This window comes from Nocardioides panacis (genome assembly GCF_019039255.1).
In the GTDB taxonomy this organism is placed as follows: Bacteria; Actinomycetota; Actinomycetes; order Propionibacteriales; family Nocardioidaceae; genus Nocardioides_B; species Nocardioides_B panacis.
In genome coordinates this window covers 3,500,407-3,526,336 of sequence record NZ_CP077062.1, presented here as the reverse complement: position 1 = coordinate 3,526,336, position 25,930 = coordinate 3,500,407, and the positions used below count along the sequence as shown (strand labels likewise).

General features: G+C 74.1%; 23 protein-coding genes and 4 pseudogenes. 20 read left to right on the top strand and 7 right to left on the bottom strand.

Annotation, left to right across the window (positions count from 1 at the left end):
• The first annotated feature begins 7 nt into the window (after window positions 1-7).
• The 5 genes from KRR39_RS17220 to proC all read left to right on the top strand — a co-directional run bounded on the left by KRR39_RS17220 (window position 8) and on the right by proC (window position 4,158).
• A complete protein-coding gene (locus tag KRR39_RS17220; protein ID WP_216938714.1) occupies window positions 8-787 on the top strand; it encodes a sugar phosphate isomerase/epimerase family protein in 780 nt (259 codons plus the stop codon).
• 61 nt (window positions 788-848) lie between these two features.
• Window positions 849-1,580, top strand: coding sequence for an ABC transporter ATP-binding protein (locus KRR39_RS17215; protein WP_216938713.1), 732 nt, complete (start codon window positions 849-851; stop codon window positions 1,578-1,580).
• Window positions 1,577-2,332 (top strand): ABC transporter permease, encoded by a 756-nt coding sequence (locus KRR39_RS17210; protein ID WP_216938712.1) that lies wholly within the window; start codon window positions 1,577-1,579, stop codon window positions 2,330-2,332. Before KRR39_RS17215 ends, KRR39_RS17210 begins: the two co-directional genes overlap by 4 nt.
• Before the next feature lie 104 nt (window positions 2,333-2,436).
• Window positions 2,437-3,345 (top strand): proline dehydrogenase family protein, encoded by a 909-nt coding sequence (locus KRR39_RS17205; RefSeq protein WP_254185215.1) that lies wholly within the window; start codon window positions 2,437-2,439, stop codon window positions 3,343-3,345.
• Window positions 3,346-3,354: 9 nt separating this feature from the next.
• A complete protein-coding gene (proC, locus tag KRR39_RS17200; RefSeq protein WP_216938710.1) occupies window positions 3,355-4,158 on the top strand; it encodes a pyrroline-5-carboxylate reductase in 804 nt (267 codons plus the stop codon).
• Here proC and KRR39_RS17195 read toward each other — a convergent pair.
• A complete protein-coding gene (locus tag KRR39_RS17195) occupies window positions 4,155-5,321 on the bottom strand; it encodes a hypothetical protein (RefSeq protein ID WP_216938709.1) in 1,167 nt (388 codons plus the stop codon). The genes proC and KRR39_RS17195 overlap by 4 nt on opposite strands.
• A gap of 23 nt (window positions 5,322-5,344) precedes the next feature.
• On the opposite strand from KRR39_RS17195, the gene KRR39_RS17190 reads away from it, so the two are divergent.
• Window positions 5,345-5,806, top strand: a complete 462-nt coding sequence (locus KRR39_RS17190; RefSeq protein WP_216938708.1) for a MarR family winged helix-turn-helix transcriptional regulator — start codon at window positions 5,345-5,347, stop codon at window positions 5,804-5,806.
• On the opposite strand, the gene trpS is transcribed toward KRR39_RS17190, so the two are convergent.
• Entirely contained in the window at window positions 5,803-6,792 is a 990-nt protein-coding gene (trpS, locus tag KRR39_RS17185; RefSeq protein WP_216938707.1) for a tryptophan--tRNA ligase, read from the bottom strand. The two genes, KRR39_RS17190 and trpS, sit on opposite strands and share 4 nt — an antisense overlap.
• 290 nt (window positions 6,793-7,082) lie before the next feature.
• Between trpS and KRR39_RS17180 the strand changes: the two genes are divergently transcribed.
• Both KRR39_RS17180 and KRR39_RS17175 read left to right on the top strand, forming a co-directional pair.
• On the top strand, window positions 7,083-8,276 hold the full coding sequence (locus KRR39_RS17180) for an acetoin utilization protein AcuC (protein ID WP_216938706.1): 1,194 nt from the start codon (window positions 7,083-7,085) through the stop codon (window positions 8,274-8,276).
• A 220-nt stretch (window positions 8,277-8,496) separates the two neighbouring features.
• Window positions 8,497-8,670 (top strand): helix-turn-helix domain-containing protein, encoded by a 174-nt coding sequence (locus tag KRR39_RS17175; protein ID WP_436971991.1) that lies wholly within the window; start codon window positions 8,497-8,499, stop codon window positions 8,668-8,670.
• Between the two features lie 98 nt (window positions 8,671-8,768).
• On the opposite strand, the gene KRR39_RS17170 is transcribed toward KRR39_RS17175, so the two are convergent.
• A complete protein-coding gene (locus tag KRR39_RS17170) occupies window positions 8,769-9,269 on the bottom strand; it encodes a CAP domain-containing protein (RefSeq protein WP_216938704.1) in 501 nt (166 codons plus the stop codon).
• Window positions 9,270-9,591: 322 nt separating this feature from the next.
• Here KRR39_RS17170 and KRR39_RS17165 point away from each other — a divergent pair, with 322 nt between their 5' ends.
• From KRR39_RS17165 to KRR39_RS17155, 3 genes are read left to right on the top strand one after another with little or no spacing between them, the layout of a single operon-like run.
• Entirely contained in the window at window positions 9,592-9,693 is a 102-nt protein-coding gene (locus KRR39_RS17165; protein WP_216938703.1) for a 30S ribosomal protein bS22, read from the top strand.
• A 30-nt stretch (window positions 9,694-9,723) separates the two neighbouring features.
• A complete protein-coding gene (locus KRR39_RS17160) occupies window positions 9,724-10,731 on the top strand; it encodes an NAD-dependent epimerase/dehydratase family protein (protein ID WP_216938702.1) in 1,008 nt (335 codons plus the stop codon).
• A complete protein-coding gene (locus tag KRR39_RS17155) occupies window positions 10,724-11,869 on the top strand; it encodes a lysophospholipid acyltransferase family protein (RefSeq protein WP_216938701.1) in 1,146 nt (381 codons plus the stop codon). The genes KRR39_RS17160 and KRR39_RS17155 overlap by 8 nt, the downstream gene beginning before the upstream one ends.
• A 21-nt stretch (window positions 11,870-11,890) precedes the next feature.
• On the opposite strand, the gene KRR39_RS17150 is transcribed toward KRR39_RS17155, so the two are convergent.
• The 3 genes from KRR39_RS17150 to KRR39_RS17140 form a co-directional block, all read right to left on the bottom strand.
• Entirely contained in the window at window positions 11,891-13,093 is a 1,203-nt protein-coding gene (locus KRR39_RS17150) for a DUF5667 domain-containing protein (RefSeq protein WP_216938700.1), read from the bottom strand.
• A gap of 118 nt (window positions 13,094-13,211) precedes the next feature.
• Entirely contained in the window at window positions 13,212-14,009 is a 798-nt protein-coding gene (locus KRR39_RS17145) for a sigma-70 family RNA polymerase sigma factor (RefSeq protein WP_254185214.1), read from the bottom strand.
• 167 nt (window positions 14,010-14,176) lie between these two features.
• Window positions 14,177-15,085 (bottom strand): HAD family hydrolase, encoded by a 909-nt coding sequence (locus KRR39_RS17140; RefSeq protein ID WP_216938699.1) that lies wholly within the window; start codon window positions 15,083-15,085, stop codon window positions 14,177-14,179.
• Window positions 15,086-15,138: 53 nt separating this feature from the next.
• Here KRR39_RS17140 and KRR39_RS17135 point away from each other — a divergent pair, with 53 nt between their 5' ends.
• The 8 genes and pseudogenes from KRR39_RS17135 to hemB all read left to right on the top strand — a co-directional run bounded on the left by KRR39_RS17135 (window position 15,139) and on the right by hemB (window position 22,926).
• On the top strand, window positions 15,139-16,734 hold the full coding sequence (locus KRR39_RS17135; protein ID WP_216938698.1) for an AMP-binding protein: 1,596 nt from the start codon (window positions 15,139-15,141) through the stop codon (window positions 16,732-16,734).
• Window positions 16,731-16,805: pseudogene (locus KRR39_RS26245) on the top strand (glutaredoxin family protein); the annotation flags it as partial. The gene KRR39_RS17135 and the pseudogene KRR39_RS26245, both read left to right, overlap by 4 nt.
• A 67-nt stretch (window positions 16,806-16,872) precedes the next feature.
• A complete protein-coding gene (locus KRR39_RS26240; RefSeq protein ID WP_367303750.1) occupies window positions 16,873-16,977 on the top strand; it encodes a glutaredoxin family protein in 105 nt (34 codons plus the stop codon).
• Between the two features lie 295 nt (window positions 16,978-17,272).
• Window positions 17,273-17,971: pseudogene (locus KRR39_RS17125) on the top strand (redox-sensing transcriptional repressor Rex); the annotation flags it as partial.
• Window positions 17,968-19,260: a glutamyl-tRNA reductase gene (locus KRR39_RS17120; protein ID WP_216938697.1), complete on the top strand. Its 1,293-nt coding sequence runs from the start codon at window positions 17,968-17,970 to the stop codon at window positions 19,258-19,260. The pseudogene KRR39_RS17125 and the gene KRR39_RS17120, both read left to right, overlap by 4 nt.
• Window positions 19,257-20,193 (top strand): annotated as a pseudogene (gene hemC / locus KRR39_RS17115) (hydroxymethylbilane synthase). The gene KRR39_RS17120 and the pseudogene hemC overlap by 4 nt, the downstream one beginning before the upstream one ends.
• A gap of 182 nt (window positions 20,194-20,375) precedes the next feature.
• Complete coding sequence (locus KRR39_RS17110) at window positions 20,376-21,941, top strand: bifunctional uroporphyrinogen-III C-methyltransferase/uroporphyrinogen-III synthase (protein ID WP_254185757.1); 1,566 nt, start codon at window positions 20,376-20,378, stop codon at window positions 21,939-21,941.
• A gap of 13 nt (window positions 21,942-21,954) precedes the next feature.
• Entirely contained in the window at window positions 21,955-22,926 is a 972-nt protein-coding gene (gene hemB / locus KRR39_RS17105) for a porphobilinogen synthase (protein ID WP_216938695.1), read from the top strand.
• Window positions 22,927-22,966: 40 nt separating this feature from the next.
• Here hemB and KRR39_RS17100 read toward each other — a convergent pair whose 3' ends face one another.
• Window positions 22,967-24,349 (bottom strand): lytic transglycosylase domain-containing protein, encoded by a 1,383-nt coding sequence (locus KRR39_RS17100; RefSeq protein ID WP_216938694.1) that lies wholly within the window; start codon window positions 24,347-24,349, stop codon window positions 22,967-22,969.
• A gap of 224 nt (window positions 24,350-24,573) precedes the next feature.
• On the opposite strand from KRR39_RS17100, the pseudogene hemL reads away from it, so the two are divergent.
• Window positions 24,574-25,917, top strand: a pseudogene (gene hemL / locus KRR39_RS17095) (glutamate-1-semialdehyde 2,1-aminomutase); the annotation flags it as partial.
• Between the last annotated feature and the right edge of the window lie 13 nt (window positions 25,918-25,930).

The window sequence follows — 25,930 nt, the reverse complement described above, 5'->3', positions numbered from 1 at the left end:
TCGGGACGTGATCGCCCTGTCCACCGCCTCGGTCTACCCCGAGTCGACGGCGAACGGCTTCGAGCTGGCCTCGCGGCTGGGGTACGACGCGGTCGAGGTGATGGTCGGGATCGACCCGATCAGCCAGGAGGTCGACGCGGTCCGGCACCTCTCGGAGCACCACGGGATGCCGGTGTGCGCGATCCACGCGCCCTGCCTGCTGATCACCCAGCGGGTCTGGGGCACCGAGCCCTGGGGCAAGCTCGAGCAGAGCGCCGAGATGGCCGTCGCGGTCGGCGCCGACGTGGTCGTCGTGCACCCGCCGTTCCGCTGGCAGCGGGACTACGCGCGGGCCTTCGTCGAGGGGATCGCCGAGCTCGAGGAGCGCACCGGCGTCGCGTTCGCGGTGGAGAACATGTACCCCTGGCGGGCCTCCCGCCGGGAGATGCAGGTCTACGTCCCCGGCTGGGACCCCTCCGAGCAGGACTACGCCAACGCCACCATCGACCTGTCGCACTCGGCGGTCTCCCAGTCCGACCCGGTCGCGATGGCCCGGCGGCTGGGCAGCCGGCTGCGGCACATCCACATGACCGACGGCACCGGGTCGGCCAAGGACGAGCACCTGGTGCCGGGCCGGGGCACCCAGCCGGTCGCCGCGCTGCTCGAGCACCTCGCCGGGGTGGCCTTCGACGGGCACGTCGTCGTCGAGATCAACACCCGCAAGGCGGCCGACCGGGCGGCCCGCGAGCTCGACCTGCTCGAGGCCCTCGCGTTCACCCGGCTGAACTTCGCGGTCGCGCCGTCCTGAGCCGGGCGGCCCCGGGGTCCGTCCTCGACGCGGGCGCCGTCGCGCGAGCACACTGCCACCTATGACGAGGGGCGCGGGGGTGATCGACGTACGCGACCTCGTGGTGCGGCGCGGCCGGGTGCTGGCGCTGAACGGCGTCGGCTTCTCCACACGGCCCGGCGCGGTCACCGGGCTCCTCGGGCCCTCGGGGTGCGGCAAGTCCACGCTGATGCGCGCCGTCGTGGGCGTCCAGGTGGTGACCAGCGGGACCGTCGAGGTGCTGGGCCTGCCCGCGGGCGACCGGCGGCTGCGGGACCGGGTCGGCTACGTCACCCAGGCCTCCAGCGTCTACGACGACCTGACCGTCGCGGAGAACCTGCAGTTCTTCGCCCGCGTCCTCGGCGTCCACGGCGGCCCGAGCAGCGAGGTGGACCGCTGCATCGACGCGGTCGACCTGCGCGCCGCCCGGGACCAGGTGGTCAGCCGGCTCTCCGGCGGCCAGCGGTCCCGGGTGTCGCTGGCGGTGGCGCTGCTCGGCACGCCCGAGCTGCTGGTCCTCGACGAGCCGACCGTGGGCCTGGACCCGGTGCTCCGGCGCGACCTGTGGGCGATGTTCCACGCGCTCGCGGACGCCGGCACCGCGGTCCTCGTGTCCAGCCACGTGATGGACGAGGCCGAGCGGTGCGACCGGCTGCTGCTGATGCGCGAGGGGGTGCTGCTCGCGGACGAGACCCCGGCCGAGCTCCTCGCCCGCACCGGTACGACGGACGTGGAGGCGGCGTTCCTGGCCCTGGTCGAGGGGCCGGCCGCGTGAGCGCCCGGATCGCGTCGGCGGTCGCCGCCCGGGTGCTCGCCCAGCTGCGCCGCGACCACCGCACGCTGGCGATGCTGCTGGTGCTGCCCTGCGCGGTCCTCACGCTGCTGTGGTGGATGTTCCGGGACCAGTCCGGCATCGGCTTCGACAGCCTGGGCCCGCCGCTGCTGGCGCTCATCCCGTTCATCGTGATGTTCCTGGTGACCTCGGTGACCACGCTGCGCGAGCGGTCCTCGGGCACCCTCGAACGGCTGCTCGCGATGCCCACCGGCAAGGGTGACTTCCTGGGCGGCTACGCGCTGGCCTTCGGGCTGGTCGCGGCCGTGCAGTCGGTGCTCGCCGTGCTGCTCTCGGTGCTCGCGCTGGGCCTCACCGTCTCGGGTCCGACCTGGATGCTCGTGGTGGTGGCGGTCGCCGACGCCGTCCTCGGCACCGCGCTCGGCCTGTTCGTCTCGGCGTTCGCGCGCACCGAGTTCCAGGCGGTGCAGTTCATGCCCGCGGTGGTGATCCCGCAGATCCTGCTGTGCGGGCTGTTCGTGCCGCGCGACCAGATGCCGCCGGTGCTCGAGGCGATCTCCGACGTGCTCCCGCTGAGCTACGCGGTCGACGCCATGACCGCCGTCGCGACCACCACCAGCACCGGCTTCGGCGGCGTGGAGGCGTCGGTGTGGTCCGACCTCGCGGTCGTCGTCGGGTTCGCGCTGGCCGGCCTGGCCCTCGGCGCCGCCACCCTCCGGCGGCGTACCCCCTGACCCCGGCCGGGCCGGTCCCGCGCACGGCGTAGCCTGGGCGCTGGCTGCAACGAGGCGGCCGAGGTCCCCGCTGGAGGAGATTCGTGTTACGGCAGCCCTTGCTGATGCTCTCGCGCAGCGACAAGGTCAAGAACTTCGTCACCGCCATGCCCGTGTCGAGCGGCATCGTGTCGCGCTACGTGCCCGGCGAGGCGACCCAGGACGCCGTCGAGGCGACCCGTGAGCTGATCGAGTCCGGGCTGCACGTCACGCTCGACTTCCTCGGCGAGGACACTCTCGACCGGGAGCAGGCCGACGCGACCGTGGCCGCCTACCTCGACGTGCTGTCCGCGCTGGCCGACCAGGGCCTGGCGCGCAACGCCGAGGTCTCGGTCAAGCTCTCGGCGGTCGGCCAGTCGCTGGCCGACGTCGGGGAGAAGGTCGCGATCGAGAACGCCCGCACCATCTGCCACGCGGCCCGCAACGCCGGCACCACGGTGACCCTCGACATGGAGGACCACACCACCACCGACTCCACGCTCGGCATCCTGCGCGAGCTGCGCAAGGACTTCCCGGAGACCGGCGCCGTGCTGCAGGCCTACCTGCGCCGCACCGAGGCCGACTGCCGCGACCTGGCCTACGAGGGCTCCCGCGTCCGGCTGTGCAAGGGCGCCTACAACGAGCCCGAGTCCGTCGCGTTCCAGGACAAGCACGACGTGGACAAGTCCTACGTCCGGTGCCTGAAGGTGCTGATGGGCGGCGCGGGCTACCCGATGATCGCCTCGCACGACCCGCGGATGGTCGACATCGCAGGCGCGCTCGCCACCCGCAACGGCCGGGCGCAGGGCAGCTACGAGTACCAGATGCTCTACGGCATCCGCCCCGACGAGCAGAAGCGGCTGGCCGACGCCGGCGAGAAGGTGCGCGTCTACGTGCCCTACGGCCAGGAGTGGTACGGCTACCTGATGCGCCGGCTCGCCGAGCGCCCGAGCAACCTGACGTTCTTCGTCCACTCGCTCGTCTCCAAGAAGTAGGGGTCCCCCGTGACGGTCGCCATCATCGGCGCCGGGGTGATGGGGGAGACCCTGCTCTCCGGCCTGGTCCGTTCCGGCCGCCGCCCGGCCGAGCTGCTGGTCGGTGAGAAGCGCCGCGACCGGGCCGCCGAGCTCGAGGAGCGGTACGGCGTCGAGGTGGTCTCCAACGTCGACGCCGCCGGCCGGGCCGACACCCTGGTGCTGGTCGTGAAGCCGCAGGACATGGGCGAGGTGCTCGACGAGCTCGCGCCCGTCGTACGCCCGGGGCAGCTGGTGGTCTCGCTGGCCGCCGGCATCACCACCGCCTTCCTCGAGGCCCGGCTGCCCGAGGGCACCGCCGTGGTCCGGGTGATGCCGAACACCCCGGCGCTGGTCGACGAGGGCATGGCGGCGATCTCGCGCGGCTCGCACTGCGACGAGGCGCACCTGCTGGAGGCCGAGTCGCTGATGGCCTCGACCGGCAAGGTGATCCGGGTGCCCGAGAAGCAGCAGGACGCGGTGACCGCGATCAGCGGGTCGGGTCCGGGCTACATCTTCTTCGTCGTCGAGTCGATGATCGAGGCGGGCGTGCACCTCGGGCTGCCCCGGTCCACGGCCACCGAGCTGGTGGTGCAGACCGTGATCGGCTCGGCCACCCTGATCCGGGACACCGGCGAGCACCCGGTGGTGCTCCGCGAGCGGGTCACCTCCCCGGGTGGCACGACGGCCGCGGCGCTGCGCCAGCTCGAGGAGCACAAGGTGCGCGCGGCGTTCCTGGTGGCGATCGAGGCGGCCCGGGACCGGTCCCGGGCGCTCGCGGAGGGCATGGACTAGGCGTCCGCGGGGGACAGCACGAGGTCCAGCGCGAACCGGCCGAGCCCGGCCCGGCGGCGCAGGAACGCCCGGTGCTCCTCCGTGTCGGGGCCGTCGAGGTGCTCGACCGGGAACGCGCCCGGGAGGGTCCGGGGCCCCAGCGAGCTGCACACCAGCCCGCGGCGCACGGTGCCCGCCGCGACGTCGAGGCCCTCGGCGGCCAGCCCGTCGACGTACGCCCGCTCGACGACCCGCAGCAGCGCCGGGAGCCGGGCGGGCTCCATCCGGCCGCGCTCGACCTCGCCGGCGAGCAGCTGGCCCAGGTCGTGCCCCAGCGGCAGCGGGCACTGGAACGCGAAGTCCACCGCCACCAGGGTCGTCGGCTCGGCGCGCGGGCGGAGCAGGTTCACCGGCGCCGCGTCGCCGTGCGGCAGGGCGAGCGGGAGGGTGTCCATCTCCTCGAGCAGGGCCGGCATCGCGGCCAGCGCCCGGGCGAGGTCGGCGCGGTAGGCGGGGTCGACGGTGCCGGTGACCACCGGCCGCTCCCACAGCGCGTCGTCGGCCAGGGCACCGGCCAGCAGCGGGCCGCGGGCGTCCAGGACCTTGCGGACCCCGTACCCCGCAGGCAGGTGGCTGGCGCCCGCGGCGGTGCCGGCGCGGCGCCGGGCGGCCAGGCGGGCGAGCAGGTGGGCCGCCCGCGCGTAGCCCTCGTCGGTCCACGCGTCGTCGTCGGCGTCGACGTCCTCCATCCACCAGGCCAGCCGGTCGTCGCCCAGGTCGGCCGCCGCGTAGACCTCCGGGACCCGCAGCCCCGCCGGGAGCGCCGGCAGCACCCGCTCATGGGTGTCGAGCTCCTCGCGCCACGGGAAGAACGCGAGGATCTCGGCCGCGGCCCGCGGCGGGAGCGCGTCGATCAGCGGCCAGTGCCGCGGGTGCTGGAGCACCTTGACGAACGCCGACCAGGGCCGCTCTCCGGCGGTCGTGGACGCGGTGCCCGTGACCCGGAACAGCCCGCCCGTGCCGATGCTCGTGAACGGGTAGCCGGTCGCGACGGCGGCCGCGTCGAGCACCGCCGCGGAGTCGTCGCGGAGCGCGGCCCGGACGACCGTGCCGAGCAGGTCGCCCGTCGGCTCCGCGGGGCCGAGCGTCCCGAGTCCGGTCAGTTGATCAGGTAGCCTTACCATGATCGAGATAGTAAGGTTGCCTTATGTTCACGGTCAACGGGTTCCCGGTGGACGGCGACGCCGGTCTGGTCCAGCTGCTCGACCTGGCCCAGCGCGAGGTGACCCGCAGCTTCCCCGAGGCCGTCGACGCCGCGGCGGCCCCGTTGCGGGGCTCGCAGCTCCGGGTGCTGTCGATGGTCCCGCTCGAGGGCGGCCGGCGGCTGAGCGACCTCGCGACCATCGCCGGGATGACCAAGCAGGCGATGGGCGAGTTCGTCGCCGACCTCGCCGACCGCGGCTTCGTCACCGTCGAGCCGGACCCCGCCGACCGCCGGGTGCGGCAGGTCTCGCTGACCCCGTCGGGCCGGGACGCCGCCGAGTGGGCCCGGGACGCGCTGCACCGCGTCGAGGAGCTCTGGGCCGACCGGCTCTCCGCCCGCGACGTCTCCACCCTCAAGGGACTGCTGACCCGGGTCGCCGGCCTCGGCCACGGCCCGATCGACTAGAGCCCGATCGCCTCGCGCGCCGCGGCGAGCACCGGTGCGGTCTCGGTCCGGCAGCGCTCCGAGCCCGCGGCGTACACCTCGTCGACGTACCCGGGGTCGGCGGCGAGGTCGACGTACCTCGCCTGCAGCGGCTCGAGCACCGACAGCACCGCCTCGGTGGTGGCCTTCTTGAGCTGCCCGTACGTCGCGACGCCGGCCGCGGCCTCCGCCGGGGCGGTCCCGGTGCACGCCCCGAGGATCTCCAGCAGGTTGCTCACCCCGGGCTTGGCCGCGGGGTCGTGGCGCACCGCGTCCGGGCCGGTGTCGGAGTCGGTGACCGCGCGCGCGACCTTGCGGGCCACCACGTCCGGTGGGTCGAGCAGGTACACGACGCCGGCGCCGACCGGGTCGGACTTGCTCATCTTGCGGCCGGGGTCGGACAGGTCCCGCACCCGGGCACCGGCCGCCGGCGTGGTGATCTCCGGGACCGTGAAGACCTCGCCGTAGGTCCGGTTGAACCGGACCGCGAGGTCCCGGGTCAGCTCCACGTGCTGGCGCTGGTCGTCGCCGACCGGCACGTGGGTGGGGCGGTGCAGCAGGATGTCGGCGGCCATCAGCACCGGGTAGGTGAGCAGCGAGGTCCGGGTCTGCGGCCGGTCGCGGCCCTTCTCCTTGTACTGGATCATCCGGGACAGCTCGCCGACGTAGGCGGTGCACTCCAGCAGGTAGGCCAGCCCGGTGTGCGCCGGGACGTCGCTCTGCCGGAACAGCGTCGACCGGTCCGGGTCGATCCCGGCCGCGAGCAGCAGGGTCTGCAGCTCGCGGGTGCCGGCGGCGAGCTCGCGCGGGTCGTGCGTGGTGGTCAGCGCGTGCAGGTCCGAGACGCCGTAGACGCAGCGGCCGGAGCCCTGGTCCGCGGCCATCCCGCGCAGCGCGCCGAGCAGGTTGCCCAGCGTCAGGTGCCCGCTGGGCGTGAGCAGGCTGAGCCTGCGGGTGGGGAGGTCCATGTCGTGTCCTGGGTGTGGGCCCACGGAGACGTCCGGCGCAACGCAGGACGGCCGCCCGTGGGCGGCCGTCGGTGCTGGAGGTGCGCAGCCGGGAGTCCGCCTAGAGGGGGGACCACCAGAGGAAGCGCATGAGGGGAATCCTACCGACCCCCGCGCTTGTAACGCGGGGTTACGGACGCTGGACCCGGGGTACGCCGCGTGCGCACCGTCCACGGCGCGTGGGAAGGCCGGCGGCGTACGGCGGCGTCCGGCGCGGGGCAGTGACGCGCGCCGCGGGTAGTCTCGGCGGCATGTCAGGCCCCGCCTGCGTCGTGTTCGACCCGACGCTCACCGACTACGACTTCGGGCCCGACCACCCCATGTCGCCGATCCGGGTCGACCTCACGGTGCTGCTGGCCCGCGAGCTCGGCGTGCTGCAGCCCGCAGGCGGCGGACCGGGCCTGGTCACGGTGGCCGCGCCGATGGCCTCCGACGAGCTGGTCGCCACCGTGCACGACCCGGCGTTCATGGACGCGGTGCGGCTGGTCGGCAAGGACCCCTACCGGGTGATCGAGGAGCGCGGGCTCGGCACCGCCGACAACCCCACGTTCGAGGGCATGCACGAGGCGTCGGCGCACGTCGTCGGCGCGACCGTCGAGGCGGCCCGACGGGTCTGGACCGGTGAGGTGCTGCACGCCGCGAACATCTCCGGCGGCCTGCACCACGCGATGCCCGGCCGGGCGAGCGGCTTCTGCGTCTACAACGACGTCGCGGTCGGCATCCGCTGGCTGCTGGACCACGGCGCCGAGAGGGTGGCGTACGTCGACGTGGACGTGCACCACGGCGACGGCGTCGAGAAGGTGTTCTACGACGACCCGCGGGTGCTCACGATCAGCCTGCACGAGACCGGCCAGATGCTGTTCCCGGGCACCGGCTTCCCGTCCGACACCGGCGGCCCGGGCGCGGAGGGCAGCGCGGTGAACGTGGCGCTGCCGCCCGGGACGTCCGACGCCGGCTGGCTGCGCGCGTTCCACGCCGTGGTGCCGCCGCTGGTGCGCGAGTTCGCGCCGGACGTGCTGGTCACCCAGCAAGGCTGCGACTCGCACATCGAGGACCCGCTGGCGCACCTGATGCTCACCGTCGACGGCCAGCGGGCGGCGTACCTCGCGCTGCACGACCTGGCCCACGAGGTGTGCGCGGGCAAGTGGCTGGTCACCGGGGGCGGCGGCTACGCGGTGGTCGACGTGGTGCCGCGGTCCTGGACGCACTTGCTGGCGATCGTGGGCGGCGCACCGCTCGACCCGGCCACCGAGACGCCGGAGGGATGGCGCGAGCACGTGCAGACGCTGCTCGGCCGGACCGGGCCCTTCCGGATGACGGACGGTCGCACCCCGGCGTACCGTGATTGGTCTGCGGGGTACGACCCCTCGGTCTGGCTGGACCGGGCCATCCACGCGACGCGCGAGGCGACCTTTCCGCTGAACGGTCTGGACCACCAGCCCTGAGGCCGCCCGTGGCGCGGGTCCAGCCGACACGCGGGGACAAAAGCAAAATGTTGGGCAGGAGTCACCTCTTCCCCAGCAGTCACACTAGGCTCTACTCTCACGGAAGCACATACGAAGGGTCTCCGGCGGGGAAGCCGGGGGGCGCATGTGCGCGAAAGTGCGGTGCATCATGGCCTCGAACAACAGTCCCACCGGAACACCGGGTGGCGACATCTCAGAGGTGAAGTTCTTGACGGTCGCGGAGGTCGCGACGGTCATGCGCGTGTCCAAGATGACGGTCTACCGGCTGGTCCACTCCGGTGAGCTTCCGGCCGTCCGCGTGGGACGCTCGTTCCGGGTCCCCGAGGACGCGGTCAACGAGTACCTCCGCAAGAGCTTCTTCCAGACCGGCTGACGTTGCGCGGTCCGGCGACCCCGGACCGCGTCGGCCCCGAACCACAGCAGCCACCCGCCTGAGGCGGGTGGCTGCTTCGCTGCGGAGGGAGGAGCGGGTCAGAACCGCATGAAGTTCGCGGCCACCACCCACTCGCCGCGGGCGTTCGGGGTGGCGCCGATGCCGATCCGGCGCGGACTGCTGCTCATCAGCACCGCGCGGTGCGGCGGGGAGTGCATCCACATGCTGACCAGGGTCTTCGGGGTGATCGCGCCCCGGCCCAGGGTCTCGCCGGCGTAGTACGCGTTGCACTTGTTCAGCAGGTGCGTCATCGACTGGTGGTAGAACGCGTCGTGCGCGGCCAGGTAGGCGCTCCAGCGCTCCGCGACGGAGTCGGTGCAGGTGGCCATCGAGAGCGGCGCGAGGTGGTGGGCCCGGCGCTGCACGTTCACGTAGTACTGGACCTGCTGCTCGTAGACGTTCGCCGAGTAGGCGGGGAAGACGGTCCGGGCGCTCGCGCTGGACGGGGCGACGGCGACCAGTCCGGTGGCGGTCACCACGGTGACGAGGGCGGCCGCCAGGGTCTTTCGCGCGGGGCGCAGCACAGAGCTCAGGTTCATGAGTCAGGCCCCTCCCAAGGCCTCACGTGCGCGCCGGGTGTCTCAGGGGTTCGGGACCGCACCGGCTCGCACAGGGAGTGTCGGACTCCCCGCCGGAGCACTTGAGGGGCGGTCCACCGCTGCAGGAGGTTTTTACCCCGGGGAGCGCGCCGGTCCGCCGCGGGCGACCGCGTTTCGCCCCGCCGCGCGCGACGGTTAGGCTGATCACTTCGCGCCGCGCTCGGGGGAACCCGGTGCGGCCCGTGTCAGCAGTTGCACCATCGGGTGCATCGCCAGCCAGTACGTCGGCCCCGGGCCGTCGTGAAGTCCGGAAGGTCCACCTGTGGGTTCGGTAGTCAAGAAGCGTCGCAAGCGGATGGCCAAGAAGAAGCACCGCAAGCTGCTCAAGAAGACGCGCATCCAGCGTCGTCGTCAGGGCAAGTAGCCCGGAACGCTCGGGGCAGGGGCAGCACTCATGGGTCGCGTCGTCCTGGTCACCGGAGTCTCTCGTGACTTCGGTGGACGGTTCGCGCGCCGCATCGCCGCCGACCCCGCCGTCGAGCGGGTCATCGGTGTCGACGTCGTCCCCCCGCGGGGCGACCTCGGCAGCGTGGCCTTCGTCCGTGCCGACATCCGCAACCCGGTGATCGCCAAGGTGATCACCGGGCAGGACGTCGACACGGTCGTGCACATGAGCGTCCGGTCCGCGCCCCACGAGGCCGGCGGCCGGATGTCGATGAAGGAGCACAACGTCATCGGCACCATGCAGCTGCTCGCCGCGTGCCAGAAGGCGCCGGGGCTCGAGCGGCTGGTGGTCAAGTCCTCCTCGGCGGTCTACGGCTCCTCGAGCCGCGACCCGGCGATGTTCACCGAGGACATGGGCGCCAAGCGGATGCCGCGCTCGGGCTACGCCAAGGACGTCCTCGAGGTCGAGGGCTACGTCCGCGGGTTCGCCCGCCGGCGCCCCGACGTCGCCGTGACGATGCTGCGGGCCGCGAACGCCGTCGGCCCCACCGTCTCCTCGCCGCTGACCCACTACTTCCGGCTGCCGGTCGTCCCCACCGTGCTCGGGTACGACGCCCGGCTCCAGTTCCTGCACGAGACGGACCTGCTCGGCGCCCTGCACCACGCCACGCTCGGCGGGGTGCACGGCACCTTCAACGTCGGCGGCGACGGGGTGCTGATGCTGTCCCAGGCGCTGCGCCGGCTCGGCCGGCCCACGGTGCCGGTGCCCCGCTTCGCGCTGGGCTCGCTGAGCTCGCTGGGCTCGCTGTCCCGGCAGGCCGCCATCAAGGGCCTGCAGGCCGAGCTGTCCGGCTTCCTGACGTTCGGCCGCGGCCTGGACACCAGCCGGATGCGGTCCGTGCTCGGGTTCCACCCGTCGTACACGACGGCGGAGGCGTTCGCCGACCTGTCCCGCTCGATCGCCCCGAGCGCGCTGCCGTCCGCGGCCGCGCTGCTGGGAGGTGCCTCCCGTGGGTGACGCGGAGGTGATCCCGCTCGGCACGCGCGGTCGTCCGGGTCGCGGCAGCGGCAGTGCGCGGCCCTCGTCGGCCGCCCGCAACCTCGCGGGTCCGGCGGCGCGCAAGAAGGCCGCCCCGAGGCCGACCCCGGCCCCCGCGCCGGCGGACGACGCCCCAGAGGCCACCGAGCAGCAGGCTCCGCACGCCGTGCCGGACCCGGCAGCCCCCCGCGCGGAGTCGGTCGCGGAGCGCCGCCCGTCCGGCGGGATCCCGGTCGGCGACTGGCTCGAGGCCCTGAGCGGTGCCGCGCGCGAGGTCTTCGGTGACCGGTGGGAGCCGCGCCTCGCCGAGCTCCTGGCGTTCCTGCGCCGCCGGGTCACCGGCGACTTCGAGGTCGACGAGTACGGCTTCGACGCCGAGGTGACCGAGCGGTTCCTGCTGGCCGCCGTACGCCCGATCGCGCAGAAGTGGTTCCGGGTCGAGGTCCGGGGCGCGGAGAACATCCCCACCGAGGGCGGCGCGCTGGTGGTGTCCAACCACTCCGGCACGGTCCCCATGGACGGCCTCGTGACGATGGTGTCGATCCACGACGCGACCGGGCGCAACCTGCGGCCGCTCGGCGCCGACCTGGTGTTCAACCTGCCGGTGATCGGCGAGCTGGCCCGCAAGGGCGGCGCCACGCTGGCCTGCAACGAGGACGCCCAGCGGATGCTCTGCGGCGGCGAGCTCGTCGGCGTCTGGCCCGAGGGGTTCAAGGGCATCGGCAAGCCCTACTCCGACCGCTACAAGCTGCAGCGCTTCGGCCGCGGCGGCTTCGTGTCCGCGGCGATCCGCACCGGCGTGCCGATCATCCCGTGCTCCGTGGTGGGCGCGGAGGAGATCTACCCGCTGGTCGGCAACGTGCCCGCGCTGGCCCGGCTGCTCGGCATCCCGTACCTGCCGATCACGCCGTTCTTCCCGCTGCTCGGGCCGCTGGGCCTGGTCCCGCTGCCGTCGAAGTGGCTGATCGAGTTCGGCGAGCCGATCCGCACCGACTCCTACGACGAGGGTGCCGCCGAGGACCCGATGCTGGTGTTCAACGTGACCGACCAGGTCCGGGAGACCATCCAGCAGACGCTCTACACCCTGCTCATGCAGCGGCGGTCGGTCTTCTACTGAGGCGCCGACGGGGCCGTCGGCTCAGGGCAGCAGCTTCGTGGGGTCGGGCAGGATCGTCTCCACGACCCCGCCCAGACCGTCGGCGAGGCCGCCGGGGTCGAGCGTGAGCGGCGCGCCGGGCAGGCTGGGCGCTGCGGTCGGCAGGCTGGGTGCCGGGAGCCGGGGCACCGGCACCTTCGAGGTGCTGGGCGCCGACGGCACGGCGGGGACGTCGCTCGCGCCGGGCACCGCGGGGGTGGCCGCCGGGGGCTGCGGGACCGCGCCGGCGGAGGACTGCGTCCCGCCACCCGTCGTCGTACGTCGCGGCGCGGCCTGCCTGAGCGCGGTGCGCAGCGCCTGCTTGTCGGCGATCACCGGGTGGCTGTTGTCCAGGCCGGCGACCTCGACGCGGTGCATCGCGCGGTGCACCTCCGCGGACGCCAGGAACGCCTGGGGCAGGTTCAGGGCCGGCAGGTCGGCGCAGCTGTCGCAGAGCCGGCCGGCCCGGGTGTCGATGTCGCGCAGCGCGAGCGCGGCGTCCCGCAGGGCGGGCTGGGCCTCCTCCGGGGCGGTCCGGGTCAGCGCCGTGACCGCGGACAGGCTGGCCGCCGCGAACTCGCGCACCGTGCCGACCGTCGCCGGGTCGCCGTCGGCCGCGTAGGACGCCAGCAGCAGGTCGGAGCCGCGGGTGGCCTGGGCGGTGAACGTCGAGATCGTGCCGGGCACCTGGAGCGTCGCGGTGGAGGGGTCGCGGTCCACGAGCCGGCCGGCCTCGCCGAGCCGGCCGGTGGCCTGGTGCAGCAGGTCGCGCCCGCGGGCCGCGGAGCCGAGGGACAGTCCCGCCTCGGCCTGCTCGATGCCGCGCTTGACCGGGTAGAGCACCTCACCGGGCATCGCGTCCTGGGCTGCGGTGGCCATCCCGGCCGTGCCGCCGAGCAGGACCGTCGCGGTGGCCACGGCCACCAGCCGGCGCTCCCGCTTGCCGCGCGTGCGGGGCGGGAGGGCGAGCGCGGCGTGCTGGGGGGTCAGGACGGTCGCGGCCTCGGCCATCAGCCGCTCGCGGAGCTCCGCGGCGAACGCGTCGCGGGGGGTGGCGCCGGTGTCCCCGGCGGCCCGCACCCGGAGCAGCTCGGCGACGCCGAGGAGCCGCTCGGTGCCGGGGTCGCTCGCCGCCCGCAGGGTGCCCGTGCCGTCCACGCGCGCGGCGAACTCCTCGGCGCGCCGGGAGCGGAACAGGGTGGTCATCGCGAGCGTCCTTCGAGACGGGTCGGGTGGGTCGTAGGGGACAACGACCCGGACGGCTGCGAGGTTACGGCCGCGCCCCGGACCAGACCGGAGCCTGCGGCCCGGCAGGGCCGGCCGGTCACCGGAGGTCCTCGGGGAGCAGCTTGGCGAGGTTGCGGACGCCGCGCAGCTGGAGCTGCTTGACCGCGCCCTCGCTGCGGCCGAGCACCTGGGCGGTCTCCGCGATCGAGAGGCCCTGGAGGAACCGCATGACCAGGCACTCCTGCTGCTCGTGGGGCAGCTCGGTGAGCGCGGTCAGCAGGGCCTCGTTGGTCAGCGCCGCGAGGACCGAGCCCTCCGGCCCCTCGGTCGACCGGTCGTGCGGGCTCATGTCCTCGGTCGCGAACTCCAGCCGGGTGCGCCCGGCCTTGAAGTGGTCGGTGGTGAGGTTGCGGGCGATGGTCATCAGCCAGGCGCCGAAGTCCTTGCCCTGCCAGCGGAACGAGCCCATGCTGCGCAGCGCCCGGAAGAAGCACTCCGAGGTGAGGTCCTCGGCCAGGGCCACCGAGCCGACGCGGTAGTAGACGAAGCGGTAGACAGCGACGTGGTAGTGGTCGTAGAGCAGCCCGAACGCGTCGCAGTCACCGCCGCGGGCGAGCTCGACGAGGGCGATCAGCCGGTCGGCCTCCGCCTGGTCGACCTCGGAGGAGACCGCCAGGTCGGCGTCGTCGGGGCCCGCGGGCCCGGAGGCGCCGCTGCCGGACGCCCGGGACGGCCGCGGGTCGAGCCCGACGGCCTCGGAGAGCAGCCAGGGTCGCTGCACCGTGACCCCGCCGGCGACCGCCGGCGCCAGTGCCGTCGCCGGGTCGAGCGCATGCTGCAGCGCCAGCCGCAGCTCCGTGAAGCCACGCCGGAAGTCGTCGTCGCGCGTGAACAATCGAGCTCCCTCCCCGGCTGCACGTCGGCCGGCCTCCCCCACGTGACCCGTCCAGAGTAGGGCGGGAGATGCGGTTTGTGAACCGGTGAGTAACTTCGGTCGGCATCAGCCACTGTGGGCAGGGTCACACCGATTGTGCCACCGGTGCGGGGCGGCGCGCACCCGGCTCAGCGGACCCTGCGCCGCAGGGCGACCGCCGCCGCGACGCTGCCGGTGGCGGCGCCCGCCAGGCCCGCGGTCAGCAGCCCGGCGCGGGCGGCCTTGCGCCCGGTCCGGTAGTCGCGCACCCGCCACCCCTCGGCCCGCGCGTGGTCGAGGAGCCGGGCGTCCGGGTTGATCACGCACGGGTCCCCGACCAGGCTGAGCATCGGCAGGTCGTTGTAGGAGTCGGAGTACGCCGAGCACCGGGACAGGTCGAGGCCCTCGCGCTCCGCGAGCGCCCGCACGGCCTCTGCCTTGGCGGGCCCGTGCAGCAGGTCGCCGACCAGGCGGCCGGTGTAGACGCCGTCGACGTGCTCGGACACGGTGCCCATCGCACCGGTCAGGCCGAGCCGGCCGGCGATGATCCGGGCGATCTCCACGGGCGCCGCGGTGACCAGCCACACCCGCTGCCCCTGGTCGAGGTGCATCTGGGCGAGGGCGCGGGTCCCGGGCCAGATCCGGTGCGCCATCGCCTCGTCGAAGATCTCCTCGCTGAGCTCCTCGAGCTCGCTGACCGGGTGGCCCTTGATGAACGCCAGCGCCGAGGCGCGGGCCTCGGCGACGTGCTCGGGGTCCTCGACGCCGACGATCCGGAAGTAGGCCTGCTTCCACGCGGCGCCCAGGATGTCGCGGGTCGTGAAGAACTCACGGCGGTGCAGCCCGCGGGCGAGGTGGAAGATCGAGGCGCCCTGCATGATCGTGTTGTCGACGTCGAAGAACGCCGCGACCTGCGGGTCCGGGGGGGTCTGCAGCGAGCTCTCCACCTCGGCGGCGGCGGCCGAGGCCTCGCCGGCGAGGGCCGAGCGGCTGCGCAGGTCGGGACGCGGCTTGTCGCGTCGCGGGGGCCGTCGCCCGGCCGGTGCTGGGGCGTTCACACCGCAACCCTAGTGGGCGGGAGGGGCCCCTCGGCTGTGCGAGACTCACCGCTGTGAGCGCCCATCTCGCCGACCTCCTGACCCGTGCGGCCGCCGAGGCCCCGGACCGGGTCGCCCTGGTGGAGGCCGGCTCCGGCCGGCGGGTCACCTGGGCCGAGCTCGACGCCGAGGTCGACCAGGTCGCCCGCGGCCTCAACGCCCAGGGCCTGGTGGCCGGCTACCGGGTCGTGATCGCGCTGGGCAACCGCACCGAGTTCGTGACCAGCTACCTCGGCGTGCTGCGCGCGGGGCTGGTCGCCGTCCCGGTCAACCCGCGCTCCGCCACCGGCGAGCTGGTCCGCCTGGTCGCCGACTGCGGCGCCCGCGTGGTCGTCGCGGACGCCGCCACGCTGACCACCGTGCGGCAGGCGGTCGCCGGGCTCGAGGACGCCCTGGTGGGTGCCGACGAGGAGCTGCGCCGCCGGACCGCCGTACCCCGCGTGGTGGTGGTCGGCGCCCCGACGGTCCCGGGCGAGCGGTCGTACGCCGACCTGCTGGCCGCCGTGGGCACCGACGCCCCGGTCACCGCCGACCCCGAGCGGCTGGCCGTGCTGCTCTACACCTCCGGCACGTCGGGCCGCCCGCGGGCCGCGATGCTGACCCACCGGGCGCTGCTCGCGAACGTCGAGCAGGCGGCGCGGATCGACCCGCCGATGCTCACCGGCGACGACGTGGTGTTCGGCGTGCTGCCGCTGTTCCACGTCTACGGGCTCAACGCGGTGCTCGGCCAGGTCCTGCACCAGCGGGCCCGGCTGGTGCTGGTCAACGGCTTCGACATGGAGGAGTCGCTGACGGTCATCGAGGCCGAGGCGGTCACGGTGCTCCCTGTCGCGCCGCCGGTGTTCGCCTACTGGCAGGCCGTCCACGACCTGGGCGAGCGGCTGTCCGGGGTGCGGCTGGTGCTCTCCGGGTCCGCGCCGCTGTCCCGCGAGCTGGTCACCTTCTTCGAGCAGCGCACCGGACTCGCGGTGCAGCAGGGCTACGGCCTCACCGAGGCCGCGCCGGTGGTCACCTCCACGCTGTGCAGCGCCACGGCCAAGCCCGGGTCGGTCGGCGCGGCGCTGCCCGGCATCGAGATCCGGCTGGTCGACGAGGGCGGCCACGCCCCCGAGGGGGAGGACGCCGGCGAGATCTGGGTCCGCGGTGCCAACCTGTTCAGCGGCTACTGGCCGGACGGCACCGACGGCCCGGACGCCGCGGGCTGGTTCGCCACCGGCGACGTCGGCTTCCTGGACCGGGACGGGGACCTGTTCCTCGTCGACCGGCTCAAGGAGCTGGTGATCGTCTCCGGCTTCAACGTCTACCCCAGCGAGGTGGAGGACGTCGTCATGGAGGTCGACGACGTCGCCGAGGCCGCGGTGATCGGGATGCCCGACGAGCGCACCGGCGAGGCGGTCGTCGCCTACGTCAAGGCGACCCCCTCCTCGTCGTACTCCGCCGCGGAGCTCGAGGAGCTGGTCCGCGAGCACTGCGCGGTCCGGCTGGCCCGGTTCAAGCAGCCCACCCAGGTGCACGTGGTCGACGAGCTGCCGCACACGGTGACCGGCAAGGTCGCCAAGGGCCGGCTGCGCGAGCGGGCCCGGCGCCGCACCATGGGGCTGCTCGAGTGAGCGCCCGCGTGCGGCTGTACTCCAAGCCCGGCTGCCACCTGTGCGACGACGCCCGCGCGGTCGTGGCCCGGGTCTGCGCCGAGCTGGGGGAGTCCTTCGAGGAGGTCGACATCACCGCCGGGCCCGACGCCCCCCGAGCTGCAGCGGGCCTACGGCGAGGAGATCCCGGTCACCTTCGTCGACGGCCGGCAGCACGACTTCTGGCGGGTCGACGCCGAACGGCTCCGCGCGGCGCTCGCCTAGACCACCCCCACGAGCACCCCGCGGACACCCCGCGAGCACCCGGTAACCGTCCCCCCGTGGCGGTGGGGCAAGTCACATGTGCTAGTGCCCGCTACCGCTCAGTTTGTTCTCACGTTCACAAACTCCTAGAGTGAATTCGCCGCCGGCCCGGAACGGGTCGACACGGTCGCTCCCGCACTCGTCGGGAAGCCGCCCGCCCGTGCGAGACCGACGGCCCAGACCGCAGCTCTCGACGTCAGGAGAAGCGTGACCCCGCCACGTAGTCCTCGGCCCGGGACCCCCCGCCGAGGGGAGCCCCCGTCCGACGTCTGCGAAGCCCCAGGAGCGTGGCATCCCGGAGGCCACCGTCGCCCGGCTGCCGGTCTACCTGCGAGCGCTGATCAGCCTGTCCGAGCGCGGCACCGCGACCTGCTCCAGCGAGGAGCTCGCCACCGCCGCCGGGGTGAACAGCGCCAAGCTCCGCAAGGACCTGTCCTACCTCGGCTCCTACGGCACCCGCGGGGTCGGGTACGACGTGGAGTACCTCCGCTACCAGATCGCCCGCGAGATCGGCGTGACCCAGGACTGGCCGGTCGTGATCGTCGGGATCGGCAACCTCGGGCACGCGCTGGCCAACTACAGCGGGTTCTCCTCGCGGGGCTTCCGGATCGTCGCGCTGCTCGACGCCGACCCCGACCGGCTCGGCGAGGTCGTCAGCGGCCTCGGCATCCGCGCCTTCGACGACCTCGAGGGCCTCGTGGAGGACCACGGCGTCGCGATCGGCGTCATCGCCACCCCGGCCCCGGCCGCGCAGGACGTCTGCGACCGGCTCGTCGCCGCCGGCGTGACCAGCATCCTGAACTTCGCGCCGGCCGTGCTGTCGGTGCCCGACGGGGTCGACGTACGCAAGGTGGACCTGTCCATCGAGCTGCAGATCCTCGCCTACCACGAGCAGCGCAAGTCCCTCGCGGACCAGACCCTGGCCGCCGAGCTCGACGGGGTGGTGGGCGCATGAGCGTGCTGGTGGTGGGGGTCTCCCACAAGACCGCGCCGGTCTCCGTCCTCGAGCGCCTGGCGCTGGACGCCGACGGCGTCGAGAAGCTCGTGCACGCGGTGGCGGCCTGCGAGCACGTGCTCGGCGCGACGGCGCTGACCACCTGCAACCGCATCGAGATCTACGCCGAGGTGGACCGCTTCCACGGCAGCGTCGAGCGGGTCTCGCGGCTGCTGTGCGAGCTCTCCGACGAGGCGCCCGAGGAGGTCGTGCAGCACCTCTACGTGCACTACGACGACGGCGCCGTCTCGCACCTGTTCGGGGTGGCCTCCGGGCTGGACTCGATGGTCGTCGGCGAGAGCCAGATCCTCGGCCAGGCCCGCCACGCGCTGCGCCTCGGCCAGGAGGCCGGCACCATCGGCCCCGCGCTCAACGTCCTGTTCCAGCAGGCCCTGCGGGTCGGCAAGCGGGTGCACGCCGAGACCGACATCGCGCGCGCCGCACCGTCCCTGGTCTCCCTGGCCCTCGACCGCGCGGCCGCCGACGTGGGCCCCGTCGAGGGCAAGAAGGTGCTCGTCGTCGGCGCCGGCTCGATGGCCGGGCTGGCCGTCGCGACCGTGTCCCGGCTCGGCGCCGCCGAGGTGGTGGTCGCGAGCCGCACCGAGGCCAACGCACGGCGCCTCGCCGAGCAGTACGACGGGCGCGCGGTGCCGCTCAGCCAGGTCGGCGCGGTGATGGCCGACGCGGACCTGCTGGTGTCCTGCACCGGCGCGACCGGGGTGGTGCTGCCGCTGGAGGTGGTGGCCGCGGCCCGGGTCGGCGCCGAGCGGCCGCTCGCCGTCATCGACCTGGCGCTGCCGCACGACGTCGACCCCGCCGTCGGCGACCTGCCGGGCGTCTCCCTCTACGGGCTCGCCCGGCTGGCCGAGGAGGTCAACGAGGGCGACAGCGCCACCGACGTGGCCGCGGTCCGCGAGATCGTCGCGCAGGAGCTCGCCGCCTTCCTGGCCGCCCGCCGCTCCGCCACCGTCACCCCGACCGTCGTCGCGCTGCGCACGATGGCCACCGGGATCGTCGACGGCGAGATGCAGCGGCTGATGTCCCGGCTGCCCGGGCTCGACGACGGCGTCCGCGCCGAGGTGGAGCACGCCGTGCGCCGGGTCGCCGACAAGCTGCTCCACCAGCCCACCGTGCGGGTCAAGGAGCTGGCCAACGAGACCGGTGCGGTGTCCTACGCCGCGGCGCTCGCCGAGCTGTTCTCCCTCGACCCCGACGCGGTCGAGGCCGTCACCCGGGCGGAGGGCATATGAGCCAGGCCCCGATCCGCCTCGGCACCCGGCGCTCGCTGCTGGCCCGGACCCAGTCCGAGCACGTGGCCGCCGCGCTGCGCACCCGGCTGGGCCGCGACGTCGTGCTCGTCGAGGTGACCACCGAGGGCGACCTGTCCGCCGCGCCGCTGGCCTCCATGGGGGGGCACCGGCGTGTTCGTCAGCGCCCTGCGCGAGGCGCTGCTGCGCGGCGAGGTCGACCTGGCGGTGCACTCCCTCAAGGACCTGCCCACCACCCCGGACGAGCAGATCACCCTGGCCGCCATACCCGTGCGGGAGGATCCGCGCGACGCGGTGGTGGCCCGCGACGGGCTCACCCTGGGCGAGCTCCCGGCCGGTGCGCGCATCGGCACGGGGTCGCCGCGACGGTCCGCGCAGCTGCACGCGCTCGGTCTCGGTTTCGACGTGGTGGCAATTCGTGGCAACGTGGACACCCGGATCGGCAAGGTGTCCTCCGGAGAGGTGGACGCCGTCGTCCTGGCCCGAGCCGGCCTCGCCCGGCTCGGACGCATGGACGAGGTGACCGAGGTGCTCGACCCGCTGCAGATGCTCCCCGCCCCCGGGCAGGGTGCGTTGGCGGTCGAGTGCCGGGCCTCCGACCTGGAGCTCGCGCTGCAGGTGCGTGACGCGATCGACGACCACCGCACCCGGGCGGCCGTCACCGCGGAGCGTTCGGTGCTGGCCACCCTCGAGGCGGGGTGCTCGGCCCCGGTCGGGGCCCTGGCCGACATCGCGGAGGGTGAGGACGGTGACGAGCTCTGGCTCCGGGCCGTGGCGCTCTCCGCGGACGGTGCGGTCGCCGTACGGCGGTCCGCGAGCGGGGCGCCGGGGGACGCGGAGAAGGTCGGCCGGGCACTGGCCGAGGAGATGCTGGAAGACGGGGCGTCGACGCTCATCGAGGAGCAGACGTCGTGAGCACGAACGAGACACAGCCCACCACAAGTAGCAAGAAGGCGACTGTGAGCAACACCCCAACCAAGAGCAGCCAGACCGCGAGCACGCCCGTGACGGCGGCCGCGAAGAAGACGTCACCGGCGCGCAGCTCGGCGGCGAAGACGGTCGAGGCGCCGGTCAAGTCCGCGCTCCCGATCGGCTTCGTGTCGTTCGTCGGCAGCGGCCCGGGTGACCCCGAGCTGCTGACCGTGCGTGCCGTCGACCTGCTGCGGCAGGCCGAGATCGTCGTCACCGAGGCACCCGAGCACGCCGCCCTCGTCGAGTCGCTGTGCCCGCACGTCGAGGTCGTCGACGGCGGCTTCGGCCAGGACGGCCAGCCGCTCACGCACGCCGGCCGCGCCAAGGTGATCGTCAAGCAGGCGCGCTCCGGCAAGCGGGTGGTCCGGCTGATGGCCGGCGACCCGTTCGTCTACGCCTCCGGTCCCGAGGAGGCCCAGGCCTGCGTCAAGGCCGGGGTCGGCTTCGAGATCGTCCCGGGCGTCTCCTCGGTCACGGCGGTCCCGGCCTACGCCGGCGTGCCGCTGACCGACAAGAAGCACCGCGAGGTCGCGGTCGTGAACTGCTCCGACGCGAAGGTCGACTGGTCGCAGTACGCCGACGACCGCACCCTGGTGCTGCTGTCGGCGGTGAGCTCCATCGGCGAGGTGGCCGCGGCGCTGGTCGACGCCGGCCGCAACCCGGAGACCCCCGTCGCGATGACCCGGGTCGGCACCACCACCGAGCAGGAGACCCTGGTCTCCACGCTCGCCCGGGTCGGCGCCGACGTCCGGTCCGCCCGGATGACCCCGCCGGCGGTCACCGTGATCGGTGACGTCGTCGACCTGCGCACCGCGCTGTCCTGGTTCGAGACCAAGCCGCTGTTCGGCTGGCGGGTGCTGGTGCCGCGCACCAAGGAGCAGGCCGGCACGCTGTCGGCCCGGCTCCGCGGCTACGGCTCGGTGCCCGAGGAGGTGCCGACCATCTCGGTCGAGCCGCCGCGCAACCCCCAGCAGATGGACAAGGCCATCCGTGGCCTGGTCGAGGGCCGCTACGAGTGGATCGCCTTCACCTCGGTCAACGCGGTCAAGGCGGTGCGCGAGAAGTTCGACGAGTACGGCCTCGACGCCCGCGCGTTCTCCGGCCTGAAGATCGCCGCGGTCGGCGAGAAGACCGCTGCCGCGATCGAGAGGTGGGGCCTGCGCGCGGACCTCGTCCCGTCCGGCGAGCAGTCCGCCCGTGGCCTGCTCGAGGACTGGCCGCCGTACGACGACCTGCTCGACCCGATCAACCGGGTGTTCCTGCCGCGGGCCGACATCGCCACGGAGACCCTGGTCGCCGGGCTGCTGGACCTCGGCTGGGAGGTCGACGACGTCACCGCCTACCGGACCGTGCGGGCCACCCCGCCGCCGGCGCCGACGCGGGAGGCGATCAAGTCCGGCAAGTTCGACGCGGTCGTGTTCACCTCGTCCTCGACGGTGCGCAACCTGGTCGGCATCGCCGGCAAGCCGCACACCTCGACGATCATCGCGGTGATCGGGCCGGCCACGGCCAAGACCGCCGAGGAGCACGGCCTCCGGGTCGACGTGATGGCGCCCGCGCCGTCCGTCGAGGTGCTCGTCGACGCGCTCGCCGACTTCGGCGCCTCGCGCCGGGCCTCCCTCCTGGAGGCCGGCCAGCCGGTCACCCGCCCGTCCGAGCGTCGTCCCTCGGCCCGTCGCCGGGCCACCTGATCGGAGCCCGTCGATGAGCTTCCCCGCCTCCCGCCCCCGCCGGCTGCGCCGCACCCCGGCGCTGCGCCGGCTGGTCGCCGAGACCTCGGTGCAGGCCCGGCAGCTGGTGCTGCCGGTGTTCGTGCGGGAGGGGGCGGCCGAGCCGACCCCGATCAGCAGCATGCCGGGGGTCGTGCAGCACTCGCGTGACTCGCTGCGCAAGGCGGTCGCGGAGGCGGCCGCCCTCGGGCTGGGCGGCGTGATGCTGTTCGGCATCCCGACGGCCAAGGACGCCCGGGGCACCGGCGCCGTCGACCCCGACGGCATCCTCAACGTCGCGATCGCGGACTGCGTCGCGGAGGTCGGCGACGCCCTGCCGGTGATGGCCGACCTGTGCCTCGACGAGTTCACCGACCACGGCCACTGCGGCGTGCTCACCGCCTCCGGCGCCGTCGACAACGACGCGACCCTCGAGGTGTACGCCGAGATGGCGCTCGCCCAGGCCGCGGCCGGGGTGGACCTCGTGGGGCCGAGCGGGATGATGGACGGCCAGGTCGGGGTGATCCGGCAGGCGCTCGAGGCCGCCGGCCACCACGACGTGGGGATCATGGCCTACTCCGCGAAGTACGCCTCCGCCTTCTTCGGGCCGTTCCGCGAGGCCGTCGACTCCTCGCTGCAGGGCGACCGGCGGACCTACCAGCAGGACGGCGGCAACGTCGTCGAGGGCGTCCGCGAGGCGCTGCTGGACGTCGAGGAGGGAGCCGACCTGGTGATGGTGAAGCCGGCGCTGGCCTACCTCGACGTGGTGCGCGCGGTGCGCGAGGCCGTCGACGTGCCCGTCGCGGCGTACAACATCTCGGGGGAGTACGCCATGGTCGAGGCCGCCGCGGCCCACGGCTGGATCGACCGGGACGCCGCGATCCTGGAGACCCTCACCTCGATCCGGCGGGCCGGCGCCGACGTGATCCTGACCTACTGGGCCGCGGAGTTCGCCGGGCGGCTCTGAGCCGGGTCGGACCTGCCGGAGGCCCGGGTGGGCGTGCCCGTCAGCCGGCCATCAGCCGGTCGACGCAGGCGTTCAGAGCGGTGACGTCGAGCTGGCTGATCCCGCTGGCGAGGCACTGCGCGGTGGCCTCCGCCCGGGTCAGCGTGGCCGGGGCCGGCGGGGTCGTGCCGCCGCCGGTCGTGCCGCCGCCGGGCGCGGGCGGGTTCAGCAGGCCGGTGACCGCGGACAGCCCCTGGGCCAGGACGGCGTTGCCGCACGCCGTCAGTCCGCCGAGCGAGGAGATCTGCGCAGCGCTGAAGCTGTTCTGGCAGGTCTGCTTGGCCTTGTCGAGGGCCGAGAGGGTCTGGGTGACGGGGGCCGGCGGCTGGGAGGCCGGGCGGCCCGGCGCCTGGCTGGTGACCGAGCCGCTGCCCGCACCGCTGCCGCCGCTGCCGCTGCCGCTGCCGGTCGTCGACCCGGTCGTGCCGGGGGTCGACGTGGCGCCGGGCGTGCTCGCGGCCGACGGGGTCGAGCCGCCGCGGGTGGTCGACCCGGAGCGCGGCGCGTGCGCCTTCGGGCGGTGGTAGCCGGTGATCCCGGAGGCCATCACCGAGTCGCCGTAGTCGGGGGTGAAGGTGGTGGTGCCTGCGGAGCTGGTGGGCACCGAGGAGTAGTCGCCGCCGGCGTAGGCCGCCATGATCGACAGCACCAGGTCGACGTAGTCCTGGCTGTGGTTGTAGCGGTAGACCGCCGAGCGCTGGCCGGCCGTGGAGGAAAGGTCCTCGTCGCCGGAGCAGAGGTAGACGGCGGTGGCGAGCGCCGCGTCGTCGATGTCCTGCGGGTTGCGCTTGCCGTCGCCGTCGCCGTCCACGCCGACGACCGACCAGGTCGAGGGGATGAACTGCATCGGGCCGACCGCCCGGTCCAGGGTGGGGTCGTTGTCGTACTGCCCGGCGTCGGAGTCGGCCACCGCGGAGGTGCCGTTGCTGCCGTCGAGCGGGATGCCGTAGATGCCGGGACGGCTCACGCCGTGGGAGTCCAGGGTGTTGCCGCCGTACCGGCCGTGGTTGGACTCGACGCGGCCGATGGCGGCGATCAGCGGCCAGTCGACGTGGCAGCCGGGGTCCGCGGAGTCGATGACCTGCGCGGCGCGCTGGTAGGCCGACAGCGCCGCCGAGGGGATGCCGTTGGTGGAGGCGTCGGCGAGCACCTTGCGGGCCGAGCCGGTGGGCACGCCCGGGGCGATCTCCCCGGGCTGCGACACGCTGGCGGGGGCCTTGATGGCCTGGTCGGGGATGCTGGTGCCGTCGGGGAGCCGGCCGTCCTGGCCCTCGGCGCCGGCGCTGGTCACGGTCAGGCTGGTCGTCCAGGCCCCGGAGAGCAGCGCCAGCGGCACCAGGGCCGTGGCCTTCTGGAACGTGCTGAACCGTGTGTGCGACGCCATGTCGTGGTCTCCCTGATCCCCTGCCGCCGGCGCCCAGCCGGTGGACCGACTGATACCCGGTGGTTCTCCCACTCACACGTAAAACGACCCGGGGTCTCCCGGGTTACGTGCCGGGGGTCACACCGGCCGTGCGACGTGCGTCACACGGACCGTAGCGCGTCTCACACCCCGGCGGCGGGGACCGGGTTCGTGGTCGGGGCCGGTTGCGGGGGGAGAATGCCGGGGTGACTGCCGAGCCTGACGCCGCTTCCCCCACGACCGCCGCGTCCACGCGGGAGTCGGCCGCCCTCTTCGCGCGGGCGCACGCCGTGACGCCGGGCGGGGTCAACTCCCCGGTCCGGGCGTTCAACGCCGTCGGCGGCACGCCACGCTTCATCGAGCGGGCCTCCGGTCCCTACCTGTACGACGTCGACGGCACCGAGTACGTCGACCTCGTCGGCAGCTGGGGCCCGATGCTCCTCGGCCACGCCCACCCCCAGGTCCTCGAGGCCGTGCACGCGGCCGTGGGTCGCGGGACGTCGTACGGCACCCCGACGCGGCCGGAGGTCGAGCTCGCCGAGGCGATCGTCGCCCGCACGCCCGTGGAGAAGGTGCGGTTCGTGTCCTCCGGCACCGAGGCGACGATGTCCGCGATCCGGCTGGCCCGCGGGTTCACCGGCCGCGAGCTGGTCGTGAAGTTCGCCGGCTGCTACCACGGGCACGTCGACTCGCTGCTGGCCCAGGCCGGCTCCGGCCTCGCGACGTTCTCGGTCCCCGGCACCCCCGGCGTGCCCGCGGCGTCCACCGCCGCGACGCTGGTGCTGCCCTACAACGACCCCGAGGCGCTGGCCGCGGCCTTCGCCGAGCACGGCGACGACATCGCCTGCGTGATCACCGAGGCCGCTCCCGGCAACATGGGCGTCGTCCCGCCGCGGCCCGGCTTCAACCGGCTGCTGGCCGAGACCTGCCGGGCGCACGGCGCGCTGTTCGTGAGCGACGAGGTGATGACCGGCTTCCGGGTCACCCGCTCCGGGCACTGGGGCCTCGACGGCGCCGTCGAGGGCTGGGCGCCCGACCTGACGACCTTCGGCAAGGTGATGGGCGGCGGGTTCCCGGCCGCGGCGTTCGGCGGGCGGGCCGACGTGATGTCGATGCTCTCGCCGGAGGGGCCGGTCTACCAGGCCGGGACGCTCTCGGGGAACCCGGTCGCGACCACCGCCGGCCTGGCCACCCTGACACTCGCCACCGACGAGGTCTACGCGCACCTCGACCGCGCCGCGCAGGTCGTCCGGGAGGCGGCCGGTGCCGCCCTCGTCCAGGCCGGCGTCCCGCACGTCGTGCAGCACGTGGGCAACATGTTCAGCGTGTTCTTCACCGACCCGGGCGTCACCGAGGTCCCGGACTTCGCGGCGGCGAGCGCCCAGCACCCCGAGCGCTACAAGGCCTTCTTCCACGCGATGCTGGACCGGGGCGTCTACCTCCCCCCGAGCGCGTTCGAGGTGTGGTTCCTCTCCGCCGCCCACGACGACCGGGCGCTGGACCGGATCCTGTCCGCCCTCCCGGCCGCCGCCCGCGCCGCGGCCGCCGTCGACGTCAGCGCGT

Excerpts from the sequence above, each read along its gene's own strand:
- KRR39_RS17215 (WP_216938713.1), top strand. The coding sequence starts at position 849 with ATGACGAGGGGCGCGGGGGTGATCGACGTACGCGACCTCGTGGTGCGG.
- KRR39_RS17205 (WP_254185215.1), top strand. The coding sequence starts at position 2,437 with ATGCTCTCGCGCAGCGACAAGGTCAAGAACTTCGTCACCGCCATGCCC.
- KRR39_RS17195 (WP_216938709.1), bottom strand. The coding sequence starts at position 5,321 with ATGGTAAGGCTACCTGATCAACTGACCGGACTCGGGACGCTCGGCCCC.
- KRR39_RS17190 (WP_216938708.1), top strand. The coding sequence starts at position 5,345 with ATGTTCACGGTCAACGGGTTCCCGGTGGACGGCGACGCCGGTCTGGTC.
- trpS (WP_216938707.1), bottom strand. The coding sequence starts at position 6,792 with ATGGACCTCCCCACCCGCAGGCTCAGCCTGCTCACGCCCAGCGGGCAC.
- KRR39_RS17180 (WP_216938706.1), top strand. The coding sequence starts at position 7,083 with ATGTCAGGCCCCGCCTGCGTCGTGTTCGACCCGACGCTCACCGACTAC.
- KRR39_RS17170 (WP_216938704.1), bottom strand. The coding sequence starts at position 9,269 with ATGAACCTGAGCTCTGTGCTGCGCCCCGCGCGAAAGACCCTGGCGGCC.
- KRR39_RS17160 (WP_216938702.1), top strand. The coding sequence starts at position 9,724 with ATGGGTCGCGTCGTCCTGGTCACCGGAGTCTCTCGTGACTTCGGTGGA.
- KRR39_RS17150 (WP_216938700.1), bottom strand. The coding sequence starts at position 13,093 with ATGACCACCCTGTTCCGCTCCCGGCGCGCCGAGGAGTTCGCCGCGCGC.
- KRR39_RS17120 (WP_216938697.1), top strand. The coding sequence starts at position 17,968 with ATGAGCGTGCTGGTGGTGGGGGTCTCCCACAAGACCGCGCCGGTCTCC.
- hemB (WP_216938695.1), top strand. The coding sequence starts at position 21,955 with ATGAGCTTCCCCGCCTCCCGCCCCCGCCGGCTGCGCCGCACCCCGGCG.
- KRR39_RS17100 (WP_216938694.1), bottom strand. The coding sequence starts at position 24,349 with ATGGCGTCGCACACACGGTTCAGCACGTTCCAGAAGGCCACGGCCCTG.